The following is a 17,261-nucleotide window of genomic DNA, read 5'->3' as shown; positions in this document are numbered from 1 at the left end:
CAATGGCACGCCAGGATGACATCCGCGTCGGGGACGCCGAACGCGACGCGGTCACGCTCGCCCTGCACGACCACTTCGCCGCGGGCCGCCTCGACCGCGCCGAACTCGACGAGCGGCTGGAGGCCGTGCTGTCCGCCCGGACGCGCGGCGACCTGCGGGCGCTCGTCCGCGACCTGCCGTCCCCCACCGGCCTGCCCGATCCCGAACCGGCGCCCGCCGTGTCCTGGGAGCAGGGCGCGGCGGTGATGTTCGGCGGGCCGGGGCACCCCGCGTGGAAGCGCCATCACCGGCACCTGTCCCGGCGCCACCGGCACGGGCCGCACTTCCCGGTGTTCCCGCTCATGCTCGGGGTGTTCCTGGTGCTCGCCTTCACGGTCGGGCCGGGCGCGGGGGTCCTCGCCGTCCTGCAGATCGCGCTCGTGATCTGGGTGGTGAAGGCGGTCGTGCTGGCGTTCGGGACGCGGCGGTCGCGGCACCGCGCGTGACCACGGCGCCCGCGCCGTGACCGCCGTGGCGGGCGGGCTCAGCGCAGGCCGGCGTCCCGGGCGAGGAGGCCGGCCTGCGTCCGGTTGGCGCAGCCGAGCTTGTCGAGGAGGCGGGAAACGTGGCCCTTCACGGTGGCCTCGCTGAGGTGGAGGCGGCCCGCGATCTGCGCGTTCGACAGCCCCTCGCCGAGGCAGCCGAGCACCTCGGTCTCGCGTCCGGTGAGGCCGCCGAGCAGGTCGCGGGTCCGGGCGCGGCCGTCCGCGCGGGCGCCCGCCGTGCCGAGCAGCCGCGTCGTCGCGGCGGCCGACAGCACCGTGTGCCCGTCGGCGGCGACCCGGACGAGCTTCACGAGGTCCTCCGGCGGCGTCGACTTCAGCAGGAACCCCGCCGCGCCCGCGCGCAGGGCCCGGATGACGTACTCGTCCGCGTCGAACGTCGTCAGCGCGACGACCACGGGCGGGGAGCGCAGCGCGGCGACGCGCTCGATGGCGGCGAGGCCGTCCACGCCGGGCATGCGCAGGTCCATGAGCACCACGTGCGGCCGGTACCGGACGACCGCCTCGACGCCCGCCGCCCCGTCGTGCGCCTCCCCGACGACCTCGACGTCGTCGGCCGCCCCGAGGATCGTGCGCAGGTGCGCGCAGACCATGGGCTCGTCGTCCACCAGCAGCACCGTGATCACGGAGCGCCCACCGGCAGGTAGGCGGGCAGGGACGCCTCGACGCGGAAGCCGTCCGGGTCGGGGCCCGCCGCGAAGGTCCCGCCGATCAGCTCGACGCGCTCGCGGAGCCCGGCGAGGCCCGTCCCGGAGCCGCTGGCGGCGAGGTCGGCGTCCGGCGCGCCGGACGGCGCCGTGTTCCGGACGGTCAGCGTCACCCCGTCGGTGCGGTAGCGGACGTCCACCCGGACGGCCGCGCCCGGCGCGTGCTTGCGCGCGTTGGTGAGCGCCTCCTGGACGACCCGGTACGCGGTGCGCCCCACGGCGGGCGACGCCGACGGCGGGTCGCCGTGCTCGGCCAGCTCGACCCGGACGCCGACCGACGCCGACTCCGCGACCAGCGCGGCCAGGTCCGGCAGCGGCCCGTGCGCGGCGGCGGGCGGCTCGCCGGGGCCGCGCCGCAGCAGGCCGATGACGTCGCGCAGCTCCTCGAGCGCCTGGCACCCGGCGCCGCGCAGCTCCTCGGCCGCCGCGCGGGTCGCCTCGTCCGGGGCGCGGACGCGCAGCGCGCCCGCCTGCAGCACCATCAGCGTCACCCGGTGCGCGACGACGTCGTGCATCTCGGCGGCGAGCCGGGCGCGCTCCTCCGCGCGGGCCCGCTCGGCGAGCAGGTGCCGCTCCCGCTCGGCGCGCTCGGCCCGCTCGGTGAGGCCCTGCACGGCGCGGCGGCGCGCCGCCGCGTACATGCCGAGCAGCGCGGCGCCCACCACGATCGCGACGCTGCGGAACACGAGGGCGTTCACGGTGCCGGTCTCGGCGGCGGCGAACCGCCGCATCGCCGCGTCGGGGAGGACGTCGTCCAGGCAGCCGATCGGGACGAGCAGCGCCGCGACCGGCAGCCCGCGGACCCAGACGGGCCGCCCGCCCTCGCGCGGGAACGCCATCGCCGCGTAGGCCGCGAGCGGCGCGGTCGGCGGCCACCACACGGCCGCGCTGAGGGCGTGGTCGGCGTGGACGCGCAGCAGCGTGCCGGGCGCGGCCAGCTCGACGAGCCAGTAGAGCGCGGCGAGCGCGGCGGTCAGCGCCGCGACGGTCATCGGGGCGCGGCGGCGGAACGCCAGCGCCAGCGCGGGGACCAGCATCAGCGCGAGGGTCGCGCCGCCGTGCCAGCGGACGATGGAGCCCGGCGCGGCGACCGTCCACCAGGTCACGTAGATCCCGGCGAGCACGACGGCGGCGTCGGCGGCCAGGTCGCGGGGGCGGCCGTCCGGGCGGAGCCGCCCGGGCAGCCGCGCGAGGACGGGACGCGGCGATCGCATGACCACACCGTACGCACCCGTCCGCGCGCGGGCACCCCTACGAAAGTCGCGTCCGGGGGCCGTTCGTCGCGGGCGGACGCGACGTTCCGCGCTGCCGCCGCCCGGCCCGCGCGGGCTGGAATCGGCGGCATGATGCTGAAGCTCGTCCTGCGCGGCCTCGCCGCGCACCGCGCCCGGCTACTGCTGTCCGGGGTCGCGGTGGTCGCCGGGGTCGCGTTCGTCGCCGGCACGCTGATCTTCTCCGCCACACTGGACCGCTCGTTCGACCGGGCCTTCGCCGACCTCGGCCGCGGCACGGACGTGGTCGTCCGGGCGCACCGGGCGTTCGAGCCGGGGCTCGGCGAGCGGGCGGCGGAGCGGCCCGTCCCGGCGGCGGTGCTGGACGCCGTCCGGCGGGCGGACGGCGTCGCCAAGGCGCACGGGGTCGTCACCGGGTTCGCCGCCGTCCTCGACCGGCGCGGGCGGATCGCGGGCGCGGAGCCGCAGACCGGCGTCGCGTGGGACGGCGACCCCGACCTGTCGCTGCCGCGCCTCACCGCCGGGGCGCCGCCCGCCGCCGCCGACGAGGTCGCCGTGGACGTCACCACCGCCCGCGCGGCCGGGTACCGCGTCGGCGACCAGGTCGCGGTCGCGCTGGCGTCCGGGACGCGGACGTTCCGGCTCACCGGCCTGTTCGAGGTCGGCGACTCGGCGCTGAGCGACCAGCTCTCGATGACCGCTTTCGCGCCGGACGCCGCGGGCCGCCTGCTGTCGGACCACCCGGGGGCGTACGCGCGGATCGTCGTCCACGCGGACGGCGGCGTCCCGCAGGAGCGGGTCCGCGACGCGGTCGCCGCGACGCTCCCGCCCGGGTTCGAGGCGATCACCGGGCGGCAGGCGATCGCCGAGCAGTCCGACTCCTTCAAGGACATCCTCACGGCGCTGCGGACGTTCCTGCTGGCCTTCGCCGTGATCGCGGTGTTCGTCGGGTCGTTCATCATCTTCAACACCTTCGCGATGCTGGTCGGCGGGCGGGTGCGGGAGCTCGCGCTGCTGCGCGCGGTCGGCGCGTCGCGCGGGCAGGTGACGCGGTCGGTGCTCGGCGAGGCGGCCGGGGTCGGGCTGGCCGGGTCGACGCTCGGCCTCGCGGCGGGCGCGGGCGTCGCGGCCGGGCTGGCGCGGCTGACCTCCCTCCTCACCGGCGGGGAGCCGCTGCCGTTCGGGACGCTGGTCGTGCCGCCGTCCGCCGTCGTCGCCTCGTACGCGGTGGGGACGCTCGTCACGCTGGCCGCCGCCGTCGTCCCGGCGCGCCGCGCGGCGGGGGTGCCGCCGGTCGCCGCCCTCCGCGAGGGGGCGGTCGCGCCCCGTCCGCTGCGCGCCCGGACGCTCGCGGGCGCGGCGGCGCTCGCCACGGGCGGCGGCCTGATCGCGGCCGGGCTCGCCGCGCACGACAAGGCCGCGCTGACCCTCGCGGGGGCGGGGTCCCTGGCCGTGTTCGCCGGGACGGTCGCCGTCTCGCCGGCGCTGAGCCGTCCGGCCGTCCGGGCGCTGGCGTGGCCGGTCGCGCGGTTCGGCGGGAGCACCGGCCGGCTCGGCGGGCGCAACGCGCTGCGCGACCCGCGCCGGACGGCGGCGACCGCGTCCGCGCTGACGATCGGGCTCGCGCTGATCGCGGCGGTGTCGGTGCTCGTCCAGTCGATGGCGGCGTCGGCGGACCGGCAGCTCGCCGCCGGGCTCACCGCCGACTACCAGGTCACCGGGCGGAGCCAGATCACGCCGATCCCGGCGGGGGCGACCGGCGCGGTCGCGGGGGTCGGCGGCGTGCGGGCGGCGATCCCGATCCGCACCGCCCGGCTCAGGCTGGGCGGCGCCGTGCGGACGGCGGCGGCGGGCGACCCCGGCGAGCTGCTCGGCCACTTCCGCCTCCCGTTCCAGGAGGGCACGCGCGCCCCGCGCGGGGACGAGCTGCTCGTCGGCCGCAGCGTCGCGAAGGCCCAGGGCTGGCGCGTCGGGACGGCGGTCCCCGGCCAGTACCAGGACGGGACGCGGCGCACCTTCCGCGTCGCGGGCGTCTACGCGGACCGCCCGTCGGTGACCCCGTCCGCGCCCAGCATGATCATCGGGTGGGACGGCTACCGCGCGCACGACCCCGACGCCCCGATCGACCGCATCGAGATCGACGGCGCGGGCGCCGACCGGGCCGCCCTGGAGCGGGCGCTCGCCCCCTGGCCGAACCTCGAACTGAAGGACCGCGCCCAGGTCAGGGCCGACGCCGCCGGGCAGATCGACCTGTTCCTCGACCTCGTCCTCGGGCTGCTCGTGCTGTCGGTCCTCGTCGCCGCGCTCGGCATCGTCAACACGCTCGCGCTCGCCGTGTCCGAGCGCACGCGGGAGATCGGCATGCTCCGTGCGGTCGGGATGCAGCGCGGCCAGCTCCGCCGGATGATCCGGTACGAGGCGGTCGTCGTCTCGCTGTTCGGCGGGGTCCTCGGCGTCGGGACGGGGATCGTGCTGGGGATCGTCCTGCAGCGGGCGCTGGCCAGGGGCGACGGCGGCATGGAGGTGCTCGACGTCCCCTACGCGCGGCTCGCCGCCTACGTCGCTGCGGCGGCGGTGCTCGGCGTCGCCGCCGCCGTGTGGCCCGCCCGCCGGGCCGCGCGGATGGACGTCCTGCGGGCGATCGGGACGCAGTGACGCGGCGTCAGGCGGCGACGAGCGCGCAGCGGTCCGGGACGGCGGCGCGCAGCGCGCCCAGCCCGCGCGCGATCAGCGGGTCGTCCCGGCTGCCCCGCCGCACGCAGGTCAGCACCCGCCGCTTCGGGACGCCGTCCCCCGACAGCGGCACCCGGACCACCGGCTGGTCGGACGGCCCGGCGGCCAGCCGGGGCACGAGCGACACGCCGAGCCCGTTCGCGACCAGCGCCCAGATCACCGACCAGGTGGTGGCGTTGTGCGCGATCCGCGGCGTGAACCCGGCGGCCGCGCAGTACGTCATCACCTGCTGGTGGTGGGCGCAGGCCTCCGGCTGGACGCTGATCCACGCCTCGTCCGCCGCGTCCTCCAGCCGGACGCCGGTCCGCGGCGCGAGGGGGTGCCCGACCGGGACGATCAGGTCGAGCGCCTCCTCCAGCAGCGGCTCCCGGTCGAAGCGCGGGTCGCCGGGCGGGGGCGCGTCGGGGGTCGGCTCGATGACCGCGATGTCGGTCTCCCCGGCGGCGAGCAGGCCCATGGCCACGTCGGTGTCGCACTCGCGGACCTCGACGACGAGGGCCGGGTCCGCGCGGCGGAGCGCGCCCGCGGCCGGGGCGATCAGCCCGCCGACGGCCGTCGTGAACCCGCACATGCGCAGCGGGCCGGTGACCCCGGCGCGGTGCGACTCCAGGTCGGCGAGGGTCTCCTCCCACTTGGCGAGCAGCCCGTCGGCGTGGACGATGAGCAGCTGCGCCGCCGGGGTGAGCCGCACCTTGCGGCCCTGCGGCTCCAGCAGCGGCACCCGCAGCTCCCGCGCCAGCTCGCGCAGGTGGTGGGACACCGCCGACGGGGTGAGGTGCATCGCCTCCGCCGCGGACGTGACCGTCCCGTACTGGTGGACGAGCCGGAGCATGTGCAGCCGCCGCAGGTCAATCATGTAACCATCTTGCACGGTCGGATGAGGAAATCTGAAATGGACGGCAACGGTCGACCGGCCGCAGACTGCTCCCATGAGCGAGCAGAACACGATCCTGTCCCGGCACCTGACCAGCGACGGCGTCGTCGTCTGGGTCCGCTGCGCCTGCGGGCGGCTCCGGATGGAGCTCCTCCCGAACGCGGGCGGGCGGCCCCTCACCGCCGGCCCCTGCCCGCACTGCGCCGTCAGTCCCGGTCGAGCGTGACCTCGTAGTGGAGCGTCCGGTAGCCCTTCATCCGGTGGAACAGCGGGACCGCGAACCCCTGCAGGAACGGGTGCTTGCGCGCCAGCATCCCCCGGACCGGCCGGGCCTCCTCCTCGCTGAGCAGCCGGACGCGCCCCCGCACCGCCCGGCCGGTCACCTTGCCCCTGGTGGTGCTCGGCGCGATCTCCACCTCCGGGTTGCGCGCCAGGCGCTTCGCCTTGAACGCCTTGTCGTAGGTGCGGAAGTAGGCGTGCTCGCCGCGCACGACGATGCTGACGGGAGTGCCGACCGGCGTCCCGTCCCTGCGGTAGGACGTCAGCATGACGGCGCGCTGCCTCCGCAGGCCGTCAAGCGTCGATGTGGTGGTCATGCCCTTGAGACGGGACGGCCCGCGCGGTTTGTGACATCGGGCCGCGGTCGGTGACATCAGGCAGGGCGGAGCGCGGCGGCCTCGGCGGCGAGCGCGCGGACGCGGTCGAAGTCGCCCGCGCGGACCGCGTCCCGCGGGGTGAGCCACGTCCCGCCGACGCAGCCGACGTTGTCCAGGGCGAGGTACTCGGCGGCGTTCCGGGGCGTCACGCCGCCGGTCGGGCAGAACCTCGCGCGGGGCAGCGGCCCGGCGAGCGCCTTCAGGTACGCGGGCCCGCCCGCGGGCCCGGCGGGGAAGAACTTCATCGCGGTGACGCCGTCCTCCAGCAGGGCGATCGCCTCGGACGCGGTCGCGACCCCCGGCAGGAACGGCAGGCGGGTCGCGAGCATCGCGGCCCGCAGCCGCTCGGTGCAGCCGGGGCTGACGAGGAACCGGGCCCCGGCGGCGGCGGACCGCTCCGCGTCCTCGGGCCGGACGACCGTGCCCGCGCCGACCACCGCGTCCGGGACCTCGGCGGCGATCAGCGCGATCGCCTCCAGCGCCGCCGGGGTGCGCAGCGTGACCTCGATGGCGGGCAGCCCGCCGGCGAGGAGCGCGCGGGCGAGCGGGACGGCGGCGTCCGCGTCGTCCAGCACCACGACCGGGATCACGGGCGCGAGGTCGAACAGCTCATCGGCGATCATGCGGGCTCCAGGTCGGTCGGATGCGAGGTGGCCGTGGCGGGCGGGGCTTGCGGGTCGGGCAGGCTCTGCGCGAGCCGGGCGGCGGCCCCGGCGAGCGCCGGGGCCGGATGGACGATCAGCGCGGTCGGGATGCCGCGCATGTACTCCTCCAGGGGTGGCTTCCCCTCGAAGCGCTCGCGGAACGCGCTGCCGCCGAGCACGTCGGCGACGCGCGGCAGGATCCCGCCGCCGAGGTAGACGCCGCCGCGGGCGCCGAGCGTCAGCGCGACGTTCCCGGCGAGCGAGCCGAGCAGCGCGCAGAACATCCCGAGGGCCTCGGCGCAGCGCGGGTCGTCGCGGCGCTCGGTGATCTCCTCGGCGGTGAGGCCGGGGGCGTCCGCGCCGTCGAGCGCGGCGAGGTAGCGGTGGATGCGGGCCAGGCCCGCCCCGGACAGCAGGTACTCGGCGGTCGCCGTGCCCTTCACCTTGCGGAGGAGGCGCGCGACGTCCAGTTCCCGGTCGGTCGCGGCGGGGACGTCGACCTGCCCGCCCTCCCCGGCCAGCGGCACCCACCCGGACGGCGTCGGGACGAGCCCCGCGACGCCCAGCCCGGTGCCCGGCCCGACGACGGCCTTCGGCGCGTCCGGGCTCGGGCTCCCGCCGCCGATCGGGACCAGGTCGTCCCCGCCCAGGCGCGGCAGGGCGAGGGCGAGCGCCTCGAAGTCGTTGAGGACGTCCAGGTACGGGACGCCGAGCCGGGCCCGCACCTCCTCCGGCGTGCCCTTGGGCCAGCCCGCGTTGGTGAGGTGGAACGTCCCGCCGGCGACCGGTCCGGCGACCGCGAGGCACGCGGCGGTCGGCCGGACGTCCGGCGCGTACCGGGCGAGGTAGGCGGCGGCCGCCTCGGCGAGCCCGGCGTGCTCGCGGGTCGGCAGCGACCTGATCCGGTAGGGGGCGCCGTCCGGGCCGTCGACCAGCGCGAACCGGGCGTTGGTGCCGCCGACGTCGGCGATCAGCCAGGCGCCGCGCGGCCCGGTCACGCGAAGACCCCCGCGCCGCGCTCCGCCGGGCCGACGGCGTGGCGGAAGGCGCGGAACAGCTCGCGTCCCGTCCCCCAGGTGTCGGACGCGGTGTCGGACAGGGTGTCGGACGCGGGTTCGCGGGCGGCGAACTCCTCGTCCGGGACGAGGACCTCCAGCACCCCCGCGTCGGCGTCGAGCCGGACGAGGTCCCCGTCGCGGACGCGGGCGAGCGGCCCGCCCGCCGCCGCCTCCGGCGACACGTGGATCGCGGCCGGGACCGCCCCGGACGCGCCGGACATGCGGCCGTCCGTCACCAGCGCGACGCGGTGTCCGCGGTCTTGAAGGACGGACAGCGGCGGCGTCAGCCGGTGCAGCTCGGGCATGCCGTTGGCGCGCGGCCCCTGGTTGCGGACGACCGCGACGACGTCCCGGTCCAGCTCCCCGGCGGCGAACGCGCGCTGGAGGTGTTCCTGCGAGTCGAACACGCGGGCCGGGGCCTCGATCGTCCGGTGCTCGGGGCGCACCGCCGACACCTTGACGACGGCCCGGCCGAGGTTGCCCCGGACGGTGTGCAGTCCGCCGTGGGTGTCGAACGGGTCCGCGACCGGGCGCAGGACGTTCCGGTCGCCCGACTCGCCGGGGGCCTCCCGCCATTCGACCGTGCCGCCCGCGAACTCCGGCACCCGGCGGTAGGCGGCGAGGGTGGCGCCGCCGACCGTGCGGGCGTCCTCGTGCAGGAGCCCGGCGTCGATCAGCTCGCCGATGAGGAACGCCGTGCCGCCCGCCGCGTGGAAGTGGTTCACATCGGCCGTCCCGTTCGGGTAGAGGCGGGTCAGCAGCGGCGTCACGGCGGACAGCTCGTCGAAGTCGTCCCAGGTCAGCTCGATCCCGGCGGCCGCGGCCATCGCGACGAGATGCAGCGTGTGGTTCGTCGACCCGCCCGTGGCGAGCAGCGCGACGACGCCGTTGACGAAGGCGCGCTCGTCCAGCAGCTCGCCGACCGGGGTGTACTCCTCGGCCAGGTTCGTGAGCTTCAGGACGCGCCGTCCGGCCGCCTCGGTCAGCGCCTCCCGCAGCTTCGTGTCCGGCGGGACGAAGCTCGCCCCCGGCAGGTGCAGGCCCATGACCTCCATGAGGAGCTGGTTGGAGTTGGCCGTCCCGTAGAAGGTGCAGGTGCCGGGCGAGTGGTAGGACGCGGCCTCGGCCGCGAGCAACTGCTCGCGGCCGATCTCGCCCGCCGCGAACCGCTTGCGGACCTTCGCCTTCTCCCCGTTCGGCAGCCCGGACGCCATCGGCCCGGCGGGCACCAGGATCACCGGCAGGTGCCCGAACGACAGCGCCCCGATCACCAGCCCCGGGACGATCTTGTCGCACACGCCGAGCAGCAGCGCCCCGTCGAACATGTCGTGGGACAGCGCCACCGCCGTCGCCATCGCCACCACGTCCCGGCTGAACAGCGACAGCTCCATGCCCGCGCGGCCCTGCGTGATCCCGTCGCACATCGCGGGGACGCCGCCCGCGAACTGCGCCGTCCCGCCCGCCGCGCGGATCGCGCCCTTCAGGACGTCCGGGTAGTCCTTCAGCGGCTGGTGCGCGGACAGCATGTCGTTGTACGCCGACACGATCGCGATGTTGGGCGTGACGTCGCCGCGCAGCCACAGCTTGTCCTGGACGCCGCAGGCCGCGAAGCCGTGGGCGAGGTTCGCGCAGCCCATGCCGCCGCGCGCGGGGCCCTGCGTCCGGGCGTCCCGGATCCGGGCCAGGTAGGCGCCGCGCGACCCGGCGCTCCGCGCGGCGACGCGCCGGGTCACTTCCGCCACCACGGGATGGACAGCCATAGAACGCTCCAGACCAGGGGGTTCGCTTCTCCGGATGGTCAAGCTACCGAGACATACGTAACGCACACAAGCCGACTTTTGAATATCTGCTTACAAAAGCCTGGCAGTTGCGCGACCTGGACGTACTGAATACGGGCGTGCTTGACTGGCCGGATGCCGCGCCCCGTCACGCGTCCGTCCACCGCAGGCGACCTGCTCCGGCTGATCCGGGAGGACGGCGTCGCCACCCGCGCCGAGCTGGGGCGGATCACCGGGCTGTCCCGCCCGGCGGTCGCGTCCCGCGTCGCCGCCCTCATCGCGCGCGGCCTCGTCGTGGAGCGCGCCGACGGGCCGTCCACCGGCGGGCGGCCCCCGGCCCGGCTGGAGTTCAACGCGGCGGGCGGGACCGTCCTCGTCGCGAACCTCGGCCAGTCGCGCGGCCAGCTCGCAGTGTGCGACCTCGCCGGGACGGTCCTCGCCCGCGCCGACGGGCCCCCGGCCGACACGTCCCCCGGCAAGACGCTCCCCCGCCTGCTGGACGAGTGGGAGGCGCTGCTCGCCGCGTCCGGGATCGGCGCGGCGACGGTGCGGGGCGTCGGGCTCGGCGTCCCCGACGCCGTCGAGCACGCCCCGGGACGCTGGGACGGCGTCGAGGTCGGCCCCCCGATCGCCGCCCGCTTCGGCGTCCCCGCCTACCTGGACAACGAGGTCAACGCCGCCGCCCTCGGCGAGCACCGCGCCCACCCCGGCGTCGACGACCTGCTGTTCGTCAAGGTGTCCACCGGCATCGGCGCGGGGCTGATCGCGGGCGGCCGGATCCAGCGGGGCGCGCTCGGCGCGGCGGGCGAGCTCGGCCACGTGCCGGTCTCCGCGCCCGTCCAGGCGCCGTGCCGCTGCGGCAACGTCAACTGCGTCGAGGCGATCGCCGGGGGCGGCGCCCTGCTCGCCCGCTCCCCCGCCGACGACCTGGCCGGGCTCGCCGCGCTGGCCCGCGCCGGCGACCCCGCCACCGTCGCCCTCCTCCGCGACGCCGGACGCCGCATCGGCGAGGTCGTCGCCACCGCCGTCAACCTCCTCAACCCGGCGGTCGTCGTCCTCGGCGGCGACCTGGTCGGCGCGGACGAGCCGCTGATCGCGGGCCTGCGCGAGGTCGTCTACCAGCGCTCCACGGCCCTCGCCACCCGCAGCCTCCGCATCGAGCCCAGCCGCCTCGGCGAGCAAGCGGGCCTCACCGGCTGCGCCGCCATGGCCCTAACCCACCTCCTCTCCCCCGCCGCCATCGACGCCGCCGTCTGACCCATGCCCGGCGCTTGCCGTCCGGCGATGGAGCCGGGATACCGCCGGGGCCGCTTGACCTCAAGTTTGGTTGAGGAAGAAGACTGGGCGTCCGATGAAGGGGGGACCCGGCATGCGGGTGATCGAAGTCAGGGAGTTCGGCGGGCCTCGGGTGCTGGAGGTCCGGGACGCGCCGGATCCGGCGGCCGGCCCCGGGCGGGTCGTGGTCGGCATGGACGCCGTGGACACCCTGTTCGTGGAGACGCGCATCCGCGCGGGCCTCGCCAAGGAGTTCTTCGACGTGCGGCCGCCGTACGTGCCGGGGGGTGGCGGGGCCGGTGTCGTGACCGCCGCCGGTCCGGACGTGGACCCCGCCTGGGTCGGACGGCGCGTCGTGGTCTCCGTCGATGGCGGCGCCTACGCCGAGCGGGTCGCCGTCCCGCTGGACGCCGTGGTTCCCGTCCCGGACGGGGTGGGCCAGAACGAGGCGGCGGCGCTGCTGCACGACGGCGTCACCGCGCTGTGCGTCTTCGAGGCCGCCGGGGTCAAGGCCGGGGAGACCGTCCTCGTGGTGGGCGCGACCGGCGGGATGGGCGTGCTGCTCGTCCGGCTCGCGCACGCGGTGGGCGCCCGGGTCGCCGCCGCGGCGCGCGGCGCGCGCAAGCTGGAACTGGCCCGCGAACTGGGCGCGGACATCGTCCTCGACTACTCCGAGCCCGGCTGGGCGGACGAGATCCGCGGGCAGGCCGACACCGTCTTCGACGGGGTCGGCGACCGGATCGGCCTCGCCGCGTTCGGCGCGACCGCCGACGGCGGCACGTTCTCCGCCCACGGCGCGACCCTGGGCGGCTTCACCGCGGCCGACCCGGAAGAGGCCGGACGCCGAGGCATCACGCTCCGCGGCATCCAGGACGTCCAGATCGGCAGGGACGAACGGATCCGCCTCCTCCGCAAGGCCCTGGCGAAGGCCGCCGAAGGCGTCCTCGGCCCCGTCATCGGCCAGACCTTCCCCCTCGAACGCGCCGCCGACGCGCACACGGCGATCGAGAACCGGACCGTCCTCGCCAAGACCCTCCTGCTCCCCTAGCCCATCGGGACCAACCCGTAGGGAGCCCGCTGACCTGGGCGGCGTGATCTCGAAGCGCGAAAGGGTGGGGTTAGCTCCACCTTCGGATGGGGGTTTTCCCTTCGGGCGAGGGGTGGTTGGGGCCAGTGCTTCCTGGAATGTCGGACGCGAAGGTTGTCATGGACGGCGAGGCGACCGATACGGGGAGGACGAATGGCGAGCGTGGCGATGCGGGCGGGCAGGGCGCGGCCGCTGCTGACCGAGGTGGGGCTGCTGCTGGCCTTGTTCGCGTTCTACAAATGGGGGCGGACGCTCGTCCAGCACGGTCCGGGTGAGGCCCTGTCGAACGCGAAGTGGCTGTGGGGGTTCGAGCGCGGGTGGCTGCCGAGCGAGGTCGGCTTCCAGCATTGGGCGCTCGGGTGGGACCACACCGCGTTCTTGGCGAACGTGTACTACGTGAGCGTGCACTTCCCCGGGACGGCGCTGCTGCTGGTCTGGGTCTACGCGCGGCACCGGTCGTCCTACCGGAGGGTGCGGAACGAGCTGGTGGTGCTGACGGCGGCGGGGCTCGTCGTGCACATGCTGTTCCCGCTGGCGCCGCCGCGGCTCGCCGGGGTGGGGGCCGTCGACACGATGCTGACGGTGGGGCCGTCGGCGTATCCGGCGGCGGCGGACGGGATCGCGAACCAGTACGCGGCGATGCCGTCGCTGCACATCGGGTGGGCGGTCCTGGTCGCGGTGACGGTGCTGCGGGTGTCGCGGAGCCGGTGGCGCTGGGCGGTCGCGCTCCACGCGCCGGTCACGGTGTTCGTGGTCGTGGTGACGGCCAACCACTACTGGACGGACGGCCTCGTCGCCGCCGTCCTGCTGGCCGGGGCGATGGCGCTGGTCGCGGTCGCGGAGCGGATGCGGCAGGGTGGTGGACATGCTGCCGACGCACACGAGCTCGGAGGTTCCGGACGTCCCGGTGGCGGTGCTGCCGGTCGGGAGCCACGAGCAGCACGGCCCGTTCCTGCCGCTGGCGACGGACACGGTGATCGCCTGCACGATCGCGGCGGAGATCGCGAAGGCGCACCCGGTGCGGACGCTCCCGCCCGTGACGATCTCGTGCTCGCATGAGCACGCGGCCTGGCCCGGAACGGTGAGCATCTCGGCGGCGACCCTGCACGCGCTCGTGCGGGACGTCGCCGAGTCGCTGCGCCGGGCCGGGGTCCCGAAGCTCGTGCTGGTGAACGGGCACGGCGGCAACTACGTCCTCGGGAACGCGGTGCAGGAGGCGCACGGCGACATGGCCCTGTTCCCCGGCCTGGACGAGTGGGAGGACGCCCGGAGAGCGGCGGGCATGGAGACCGGCGGCGACGCCGACATGCACGCCGGCGAGCTGGAGACGTCGATCCTGCTGCACGCCCATCCCGAGCTGGTGCGGGACGGCTACGAGACCGCCGATCACCTGGCCGGTGACCGGCGGTCCCTGCTGACCCTGGGGATGGCCCCCTACACCGCCTCCGGGGTCATCGGGCGCCCGTCACTGGCGAGCGCCGGCAAGGGCCGGGACGCGCTCGGCAGCCTCGTCGCGGCGTTCGGGGGGTGCCTGGCGGCGCTTCAGGGGCAGGACGGCCGCGCCCGGCAGGCACGCGACGAAGGTCAGCACGCCGTAGACGACGGCGACGGTCAGCCCCTGCGCTGAGCCGAGCCCGGCGGCCCCGAACGCGACGGCGAGGACGGCCTCCCGCGGCCCCCAGCCGCCGACGTTCACCGGCAGCATCATCACGAGCAGCGCCAGCAGCAGCAGGGGCAGCAGGTCCAGGAGCGGCGCGGTCGCCCCGGCGAGGCGGGCGGCGACGACGAACAGCGTCAGGTGCCCGGCGAGGGCGGCGGCCGACAGCGCGGCGACGGCGGGCCAGGCGTCCAGGACGGACCGGGCGTCGGCGAGCGTCGCGGCGAGGGCCCGGTGCCGCCAGCGGGCGAGGGCGAGCAGCACGCTCAGCACGACCCCGATCCCGATCAGCACGGGCGTCATCACCGACAGCACGGCGGGCTGCGTGAACAGGACGACGACCCCCACCAGCACCGGGACGGCCTGCCCCATCACCCGTTCGAGAAACACGGCGCGCACTCCGCCTGCGCCCGACCACCGCCCCTGGTTCACGGCCCGGTGGACGTCCCCGAGGACCCCGGCGGGCAGTACCGCGTTGAGGAACTGGGCCTTGTAGTAGTCCGCGACGGCCCAGCCGAGGGGCAGCCGGACGCCGAGCCGCCCGGCGACCAGGCGCCAGCGCGCCGCGCTCAGCACGGTGGTCGCCAGCCCGATGCCGAGGGCGATGAGCAGGGAGCGCCCGTCGATGGCGCGGAGGGCGTCCAGGAAGGCGCCGGTGCTGTGCCACCAGACCAGCCCGCCGAGGATGCCGACGCCCGCGAGCAGGCGCAGCCGGGGCCAGAGCTTCTTCACGACGCGCCTCCGGGGAGTGCGAGCAGGTCGATGTGGTGGACCTCGGCGGTGAGGCGGCCGGACGCGCATTCGGCGAGCCTCCGGTCCAGGTAGGCGGCCGCGGCGGAGGCCAGGTCGGGGCGCTGCTCCACGGCGGCGCCGACCCAGCCGCGCAGCCACACCCGGGTCAGCGCGGCCTGCCCGGGACCGAGCCGCCACGTGCTCGGCCGGGTCACGACGGACGCGCCGCGCCGCTCGAACGCCCGGGCCGCGACGGTCCCGGCGTCCGGTCCGAGGAGACCGTCGCGGCGCTGGTGGGCGTCGAACGCGTCCGCGATCTCCGCGTCGAGCGGGTCGGACGGCGACAGCCACACGCGTCCGACGACGGACAGGGTCAGCAGCGCCGGGCAGGCGACGGCCGCCGCGACGGCCTCGACCTCGTCCGCGGTCAGCACGTCCAGCAGCGCGGACGCGGTGACGAGCGACGCGCCGACGAGGTCGGAGGCGCGCAGCGCGCCGACGTCGCCGACGCGGGTCTCGATGGTGGCGGGCAGGTCGTCCACGGAGGTGTAGACGTTGCCGCGGGCCCGTTCGAGCAGGGCGGGGTCGCTGTCGTGCAGGACCCAGTGCTGCGGCCCGCGCAGCCGCCCGGACAGCCAGCGGCCGAGCGAGCCGGTGCCGCAGCCGAGGTCCCAGATGACGAGCGGGCCGGTGGGCGGCAGCGCGGCGCGCAGCGGCCCGATCAGCTCGGCCGCCCGCGCGGCCGCGTCCGCCCCCTCCCGCAGCGCCAGCCACGCGGGGTCGAATCCCGGCTCGTCGACGGTCGGCGTGTTCATCGGGTCTCCCGGCGAAGTCTGGAAAGGACGGCTGACATGCGGCGGGCCGTATCGTCCCAGCCGGGCAGGGCGGTGCGGCGGAGCCGCGCCGACGCGCGCAGCCGGGTCCGGGTGGCGGGCTCGACGAGCCAGCGGCGCAGCGCCCCGGCGAGCGCGGCCGGGTCGTCCGGCGGGACGAGCAGCCCCGGCACGCCGCCGGACGCGTCGAAGCCGAGCGTGTCGGGGACGGCGTCCACCGACGTGGCCACGACCGGGATCCCGCGCGCGAGCGCCTCGGTCACGACCATCCCGTACGTCTCGGCCCGGGACGCGAGGACGACCAGGTCGGCGGCGGCGTAGGCGTCGTCCAGCCGCTTGCCGGTGAGCGGCCCGGCCAGCACGACGCGCTCGTCCAGCCGGTGCCGGGCGATCCGCTGCCGCAGCCGCGCCACGTGGTCGGGGTCGCGGCGCAGCGGACCGGCGCACTCGCACCGCCACGGCAGGTGCGCGAGGCCGGAGAGCGCCTCGACGAGGACGTCGTGCCCCTTGCGCGGCGTCACCGACGCGACGCACAGCAGCCCGGTCGCCCCGTCCGTGCCGGTGGCGAGCGGCGCCGGGTCCGTCCCCGGCGGGACGGCGTGGACGCGCGACGGTTCGAGCCCGTGGTGGGCGATCAAATGGTCGCGGGCCCAGGGGCTGGTCGCGACGACGGCCCCGGCCGCCTCCAGCACCTCGCGCTCGCCCGCGTTGAGGTCGTCCTGGCCGGGCTCGTCCGCGAGCGGCAGGTGGACGAGGACCGCGAGCCGCAGCCGCGCCGCCTCCGGCACGACGATCTCCGGGACGCCGCACGCGACGAGTCCGTCCAGCAGGACGACGGAGCCGTCGGGCAGCGCGCCGAGCATCCGGGCCAGCCCCGCGCGGGCCCGCTCGTCGGGCCGCGGCCACCCGCCGGGCGCGGCCAGTTCCCGGAGGGGACGCCCGGACGCGGCGAGCGCCTCGCACAGCCGCCGGTCGTAGCGGTTGCCGCCGCTCGGCGCGGCCGCGTCGTCGATGTCGGCCGGGACGACCACGCACACCTCCGTGTTCATGGCGCCAGGTCCCGCTCGTAGGTGGCCCACGCGACGTGGGACTCGCGCAGTGTGACGGCGATGCCGGACAGGCCGCGCGCGTGCTCGCCCAGCGCCCCCGCGTTCACCCGGTCGGCGAGCCGGTCGGCGACGACCTTGGCGAGGAACTCGGTCGAGGTGTTGACCCCCGCGAACTCCGGCTCGTCGTCGAGGTTGCGGTAGTTGAGGGCGCCCAGCACCTCGCCCAGCTCGCGGGTGGCGAGGCCGATGTCGACGACGATGCCGTCCGGGTCGAGTTCGGCGCGGCGGAACGTCGCGTCCACCACGAAGGTGGCGCCGTGGAGCCGCTGCGCGGGCCCGAACACCTCACCCTGGAAACTGTGGGCGATCATGATGTGGTCCCGGACGGTGATCGCGAACAACGT

Annotated in this window: 16 protein-coding genes and 2 pseudogenes; 7 read left to right on the top strand and 11 right to left on the bottom strand. The window is 76.5% G+C overall.

Features of this window, described 5'->3' with window-relative positions; genetic code table 11:
• Nucleotides 1–2: 2 nt before the first annotated feature.
• Nucleotides 3–485 (top strand): DUF1707 SHOCT-like domain-containing protein, encoded by a 483-nt coding sequence (locus ACH01S_RS19740; RefSeq protein WP_067893306.1) that lies wholly within the window; start codon nucleotides 3–5, stop codon nucleotides 483–485.
• A gap of 38 nt (nucleotides 486–523) precedes the next feature.
• On the opposite strand, the gene ACH01S_RS19735 is transcribed toward ACH01S_RS19740, so the two are convergent.
• Entirely contained in the window at nucleotides 524–1,168 is a 645-nt protein-coding gene (locus tag ACH01S_RS19735) for a response regulator (protein WP_067893304.1), read from the bottom strand.
• Entirely contained in the window at nucleotides 1,165–2,463 is a 1,299-nt protein-coding gene (locus ACH01S_RS19730; RefSeq protein ID WP_083980889.1) for a sensor histidine kinase, read from the bottom strand. The genes ACH01S_RS19735 and ACH01S_RS19730 overlap by 4 nt, the downstream gene beginning before the upstream one ends.
• Before the next feature lie 129 nt (nucleotides 2,464–2,592).
• Here ACH01S_RS19730 and ACH01S_RS19725 point away from each other — a divergent pair, with 129 nt between their 5' ends.
• Entirely contained in the window at nucleotides 2,593–5,136 is a 2,544-nt protein-coding gene (locus ACH01S_RS19725) for an ABC transporter permease (RefSeq protein ID WP_083980887.1), read from the top strand.
• 7 nt (nucleotides 5,137–5,143) lie between these two features.
• On the opposite strand, the gene ACH01S_RS19720 is transcribed toward ACH01S_RS19725, so the two are convergent.
• Complete coding sequence (locus ACH01S_RS19720) at nucleotides 5,144–6,070, bottom strand: LysR family transcriptional regulator (RefSeq protein WP_246237006.1); 927 nt, start codon at nucleotides 6,068–6,070, stop codon at nucleotides 5,144–5,146.
• A 73-nt stretch (nucleotides 6,071–6,143) separates the two neighbouring features.
• Between ACH01S_RS19720 and ACH01S_RS44490 the strand changes: the two genes are divergently transcribed.
• The gene (locus tag ACH01S_RS44490; RefSeq protein WP_169809308.1) at nucleotides 6,144–6,314 is read left to right on the top strand and encodes a hypothetical protein; all 171 of its coding nucleotides are present in this window, start codon (nucleotides 6,144–6,146) and stop codon (nucleotides 6,312–6,314) included.
• On the opposite strand, the gene ACH01S_RS19715 is transcribed toward ACH01S_RS44490, so the two are convergent.
• The 4 genes from ACH01S_RS19715 to edd are packed head-to-tail and all read right to left on the bottom strand — an operon-like array spanning nucleotide 6,295 to nucleotide 10,206.
• Nucleotides 6,295–6,684 carry a PPOX class F420-dependent oxidoreductase gene (locus ACH01S_RS19715; protein WP_067893303.1) on the bottom strand — a complete coding sequence of 130 codons (390 nt, stop codon included), beginning with the start codon at nucleotides 6,682–6,684 and terminating at the stop codon, nucleotides 6,295–6,297. The two genes, ACH01S_RS44490 and ACH01S_RS19715, sit on opposite strands and share 20 nt — an antisense overlap.
• 56 nt (nucleotides 6,685–6,740) lie before the next feature.
• Nucleotides 6,741–7,367 (bottom strand): bifunctional 4-hydroxy-2-oxoglutarate aldolase/2-dehydro-3-deoxy-phosphogluconate aldolase, encoded by a 627-nt coding sequence (gene eda / locus ACH01S_RS19710; RefSeq protein WP_067893301.1) that lies wholly within the window; start codon nucleotides 7,365–7,367, stop codon nucleotides 6,741–6,743.
• Nucleotides 7,364–8,386 (bottom strand): glucokinase, encoded by a 1,023-nt coding sequence (gene glk, locus ACH01S_RS19705; protein WP_067893299.1) that lies wholly within the window; start codon nucleotides 8,384–8,386, stop codon nucleotides 7,364–7,366. The genes eda and glk overlap by 4 nt, the downstream gene beginning before the upstream one ends.
• Complete coding sequence (edd, locus tag ACH01S_RS19700) at nucleotides 8,383–10,206, bottom strand: phosphogluconate dehydratase (RefSeq protein WP_067893297.1); 1,824 nt, start codon at nucleotides 10,204–10,206, stop codon at nucleotides 8,383–8,385. Before edd ends, glk begins: the two co-directional genes overlap by 4 nt.
• Before the next feature lie 153 nt (nucleotides 10,207–10,359).
• Between edd and ACH01S_RS19695 the strand changes: the two genes are divergently transcribed.
• The 4 genes and pseudogenes from ACH01S_RS19695 (at nucleotide 10,360) to ACH01S_RS19685 (ending at nucleotide 14,213) form a co-directional block, all read left to right on the top strand.
• Nucleotides 10,360–11,481: an ROK family transcriptional regulator gene (locus tag ACH01S_RS19695; RefSeq protein ID WP_067893295.1), complete on the top strand. Its 1,122-nt coding sequence runs from the start codon at nucleotides 10,360–10,362 to the stop codon at nucleotides 11,479–11,481.
• 112 nt (nucleotides 11,482–11,593) lie between these two features.
• Nucleotides 11,594–12,547, top strand: a complete 954-nt coding sequence (locus ACH01S_RS19690; RefSeq protein WP_067893293.1) for a zinc-binding dehydrogenase — start codon at nucleotides 11,594–11,596, stop codon at nucleotides 12,545–12,547.
• Between the two features lie 192 nt (nucleotides 12,548–12,739).
• Nucleotides 12,740–13,399, top strand: a pseudogene (locus ACH01S_RS46080) (phosphatase PAP2 family protein); the annotation flags it as partial.
• A gap of 52 nt (nucleotides 13,400–13,451) precedes the next feature.
• Nucleotides 13,452–14,213 carry a creatininase family protein gene (locus ACH01S_RS19685; RefSeq protein WP_083980886.1) on the top strand — a complete coding sequence of 254 codons (762 nt, stop codon included), beginning with the start codon at nucleotides 13,452–13,454 and terminating at the stop codon, nucleotides 14,211–14,213.
• A gap of 3 nt (nucleotides 14,214–14,216) precedes the next feature.
• On the opposite strand, the pseudogene ACH01S_RS19680 reads toward ACH01S_RS19685, so the two are convergent.
• From ACH01S_RS19680 to ACH01S_RS19665, 4 genes and pseudogenes are all read right to left on the bottom strand, one after another.
• Nucleotides 14,217–15,044, bottom strand: a pseudogene (locus tag ACH01S_RS19680) (lysylphosphatidylglycerol synthase transmembrane domain-containing protein); the annotation flags it as partial.
• The gene (locus ACH01S_RS19675; RefSeq protein WP_067893289.1) at nucleotides 14,972–15,790 is read right to left on the bottom strand and encodes a methyltransferase domain-containing protein; all 819 of its coding nucleotides are present in this window, start codon (nucleotides 15,788–15,790) and stop codon (nucleotides 14,972–14,974) included. The gene ACH01S_RS19675 and the pseudogene ACH01S_RS19680, both read right to left, overlap by 73 nt.
• Nucleotides 15,787–16,857 carry a glycosyltransferase family 4 protein gene (locus tag ACH01S_RS19670; RefSeq protein WP_067893287.1) on the bottom strand — a complete coding sequence of 357 codons (1,071 nt, stop codon included), beginning with the start codon at nucleotides 16,855–16,857 and terminating at the stop codon, nucleotides 15,787–15,789. Before ACH01S_RS19670 ends, ACH01S_RS19675 begins: the two co-directional genes overlap by 4 nt.
• Complete coding sequence (locus ACH01S_RS19665; protein ID WP_067893285.1) at nucleotides 16,854–17,258, bottom strand: 6-pyruvoyl trahydropterin synthase family protein; 405 nt, start codon at nucleotides 17,256–17,258, stop codon at nucleotides 16,854–16,856. The genes ACH01S_RS19670 and ACH01S_RS19665 overlap by 4 nt, the downstream gene beginning before the upstream one ends.
• Nucleotides 17,259–17,261 lie beyond the last annotated feature (3 nt).

The organism is Actinomadura chibensis NBRC 106107 (genome assembly GCF_001552135.1).
Lineage (GTDB): Bacteria > Actinomycetota > Actinomycetes > Streptosporangiales > Streptosporangiaceae > Spirillospora > Spirillospora chibensis.
The sequence above is the reverse complement of the archived record's forward strand: the minus strand, read 5'-3'. Positions and strand labels throughout refer to the sequence as shown.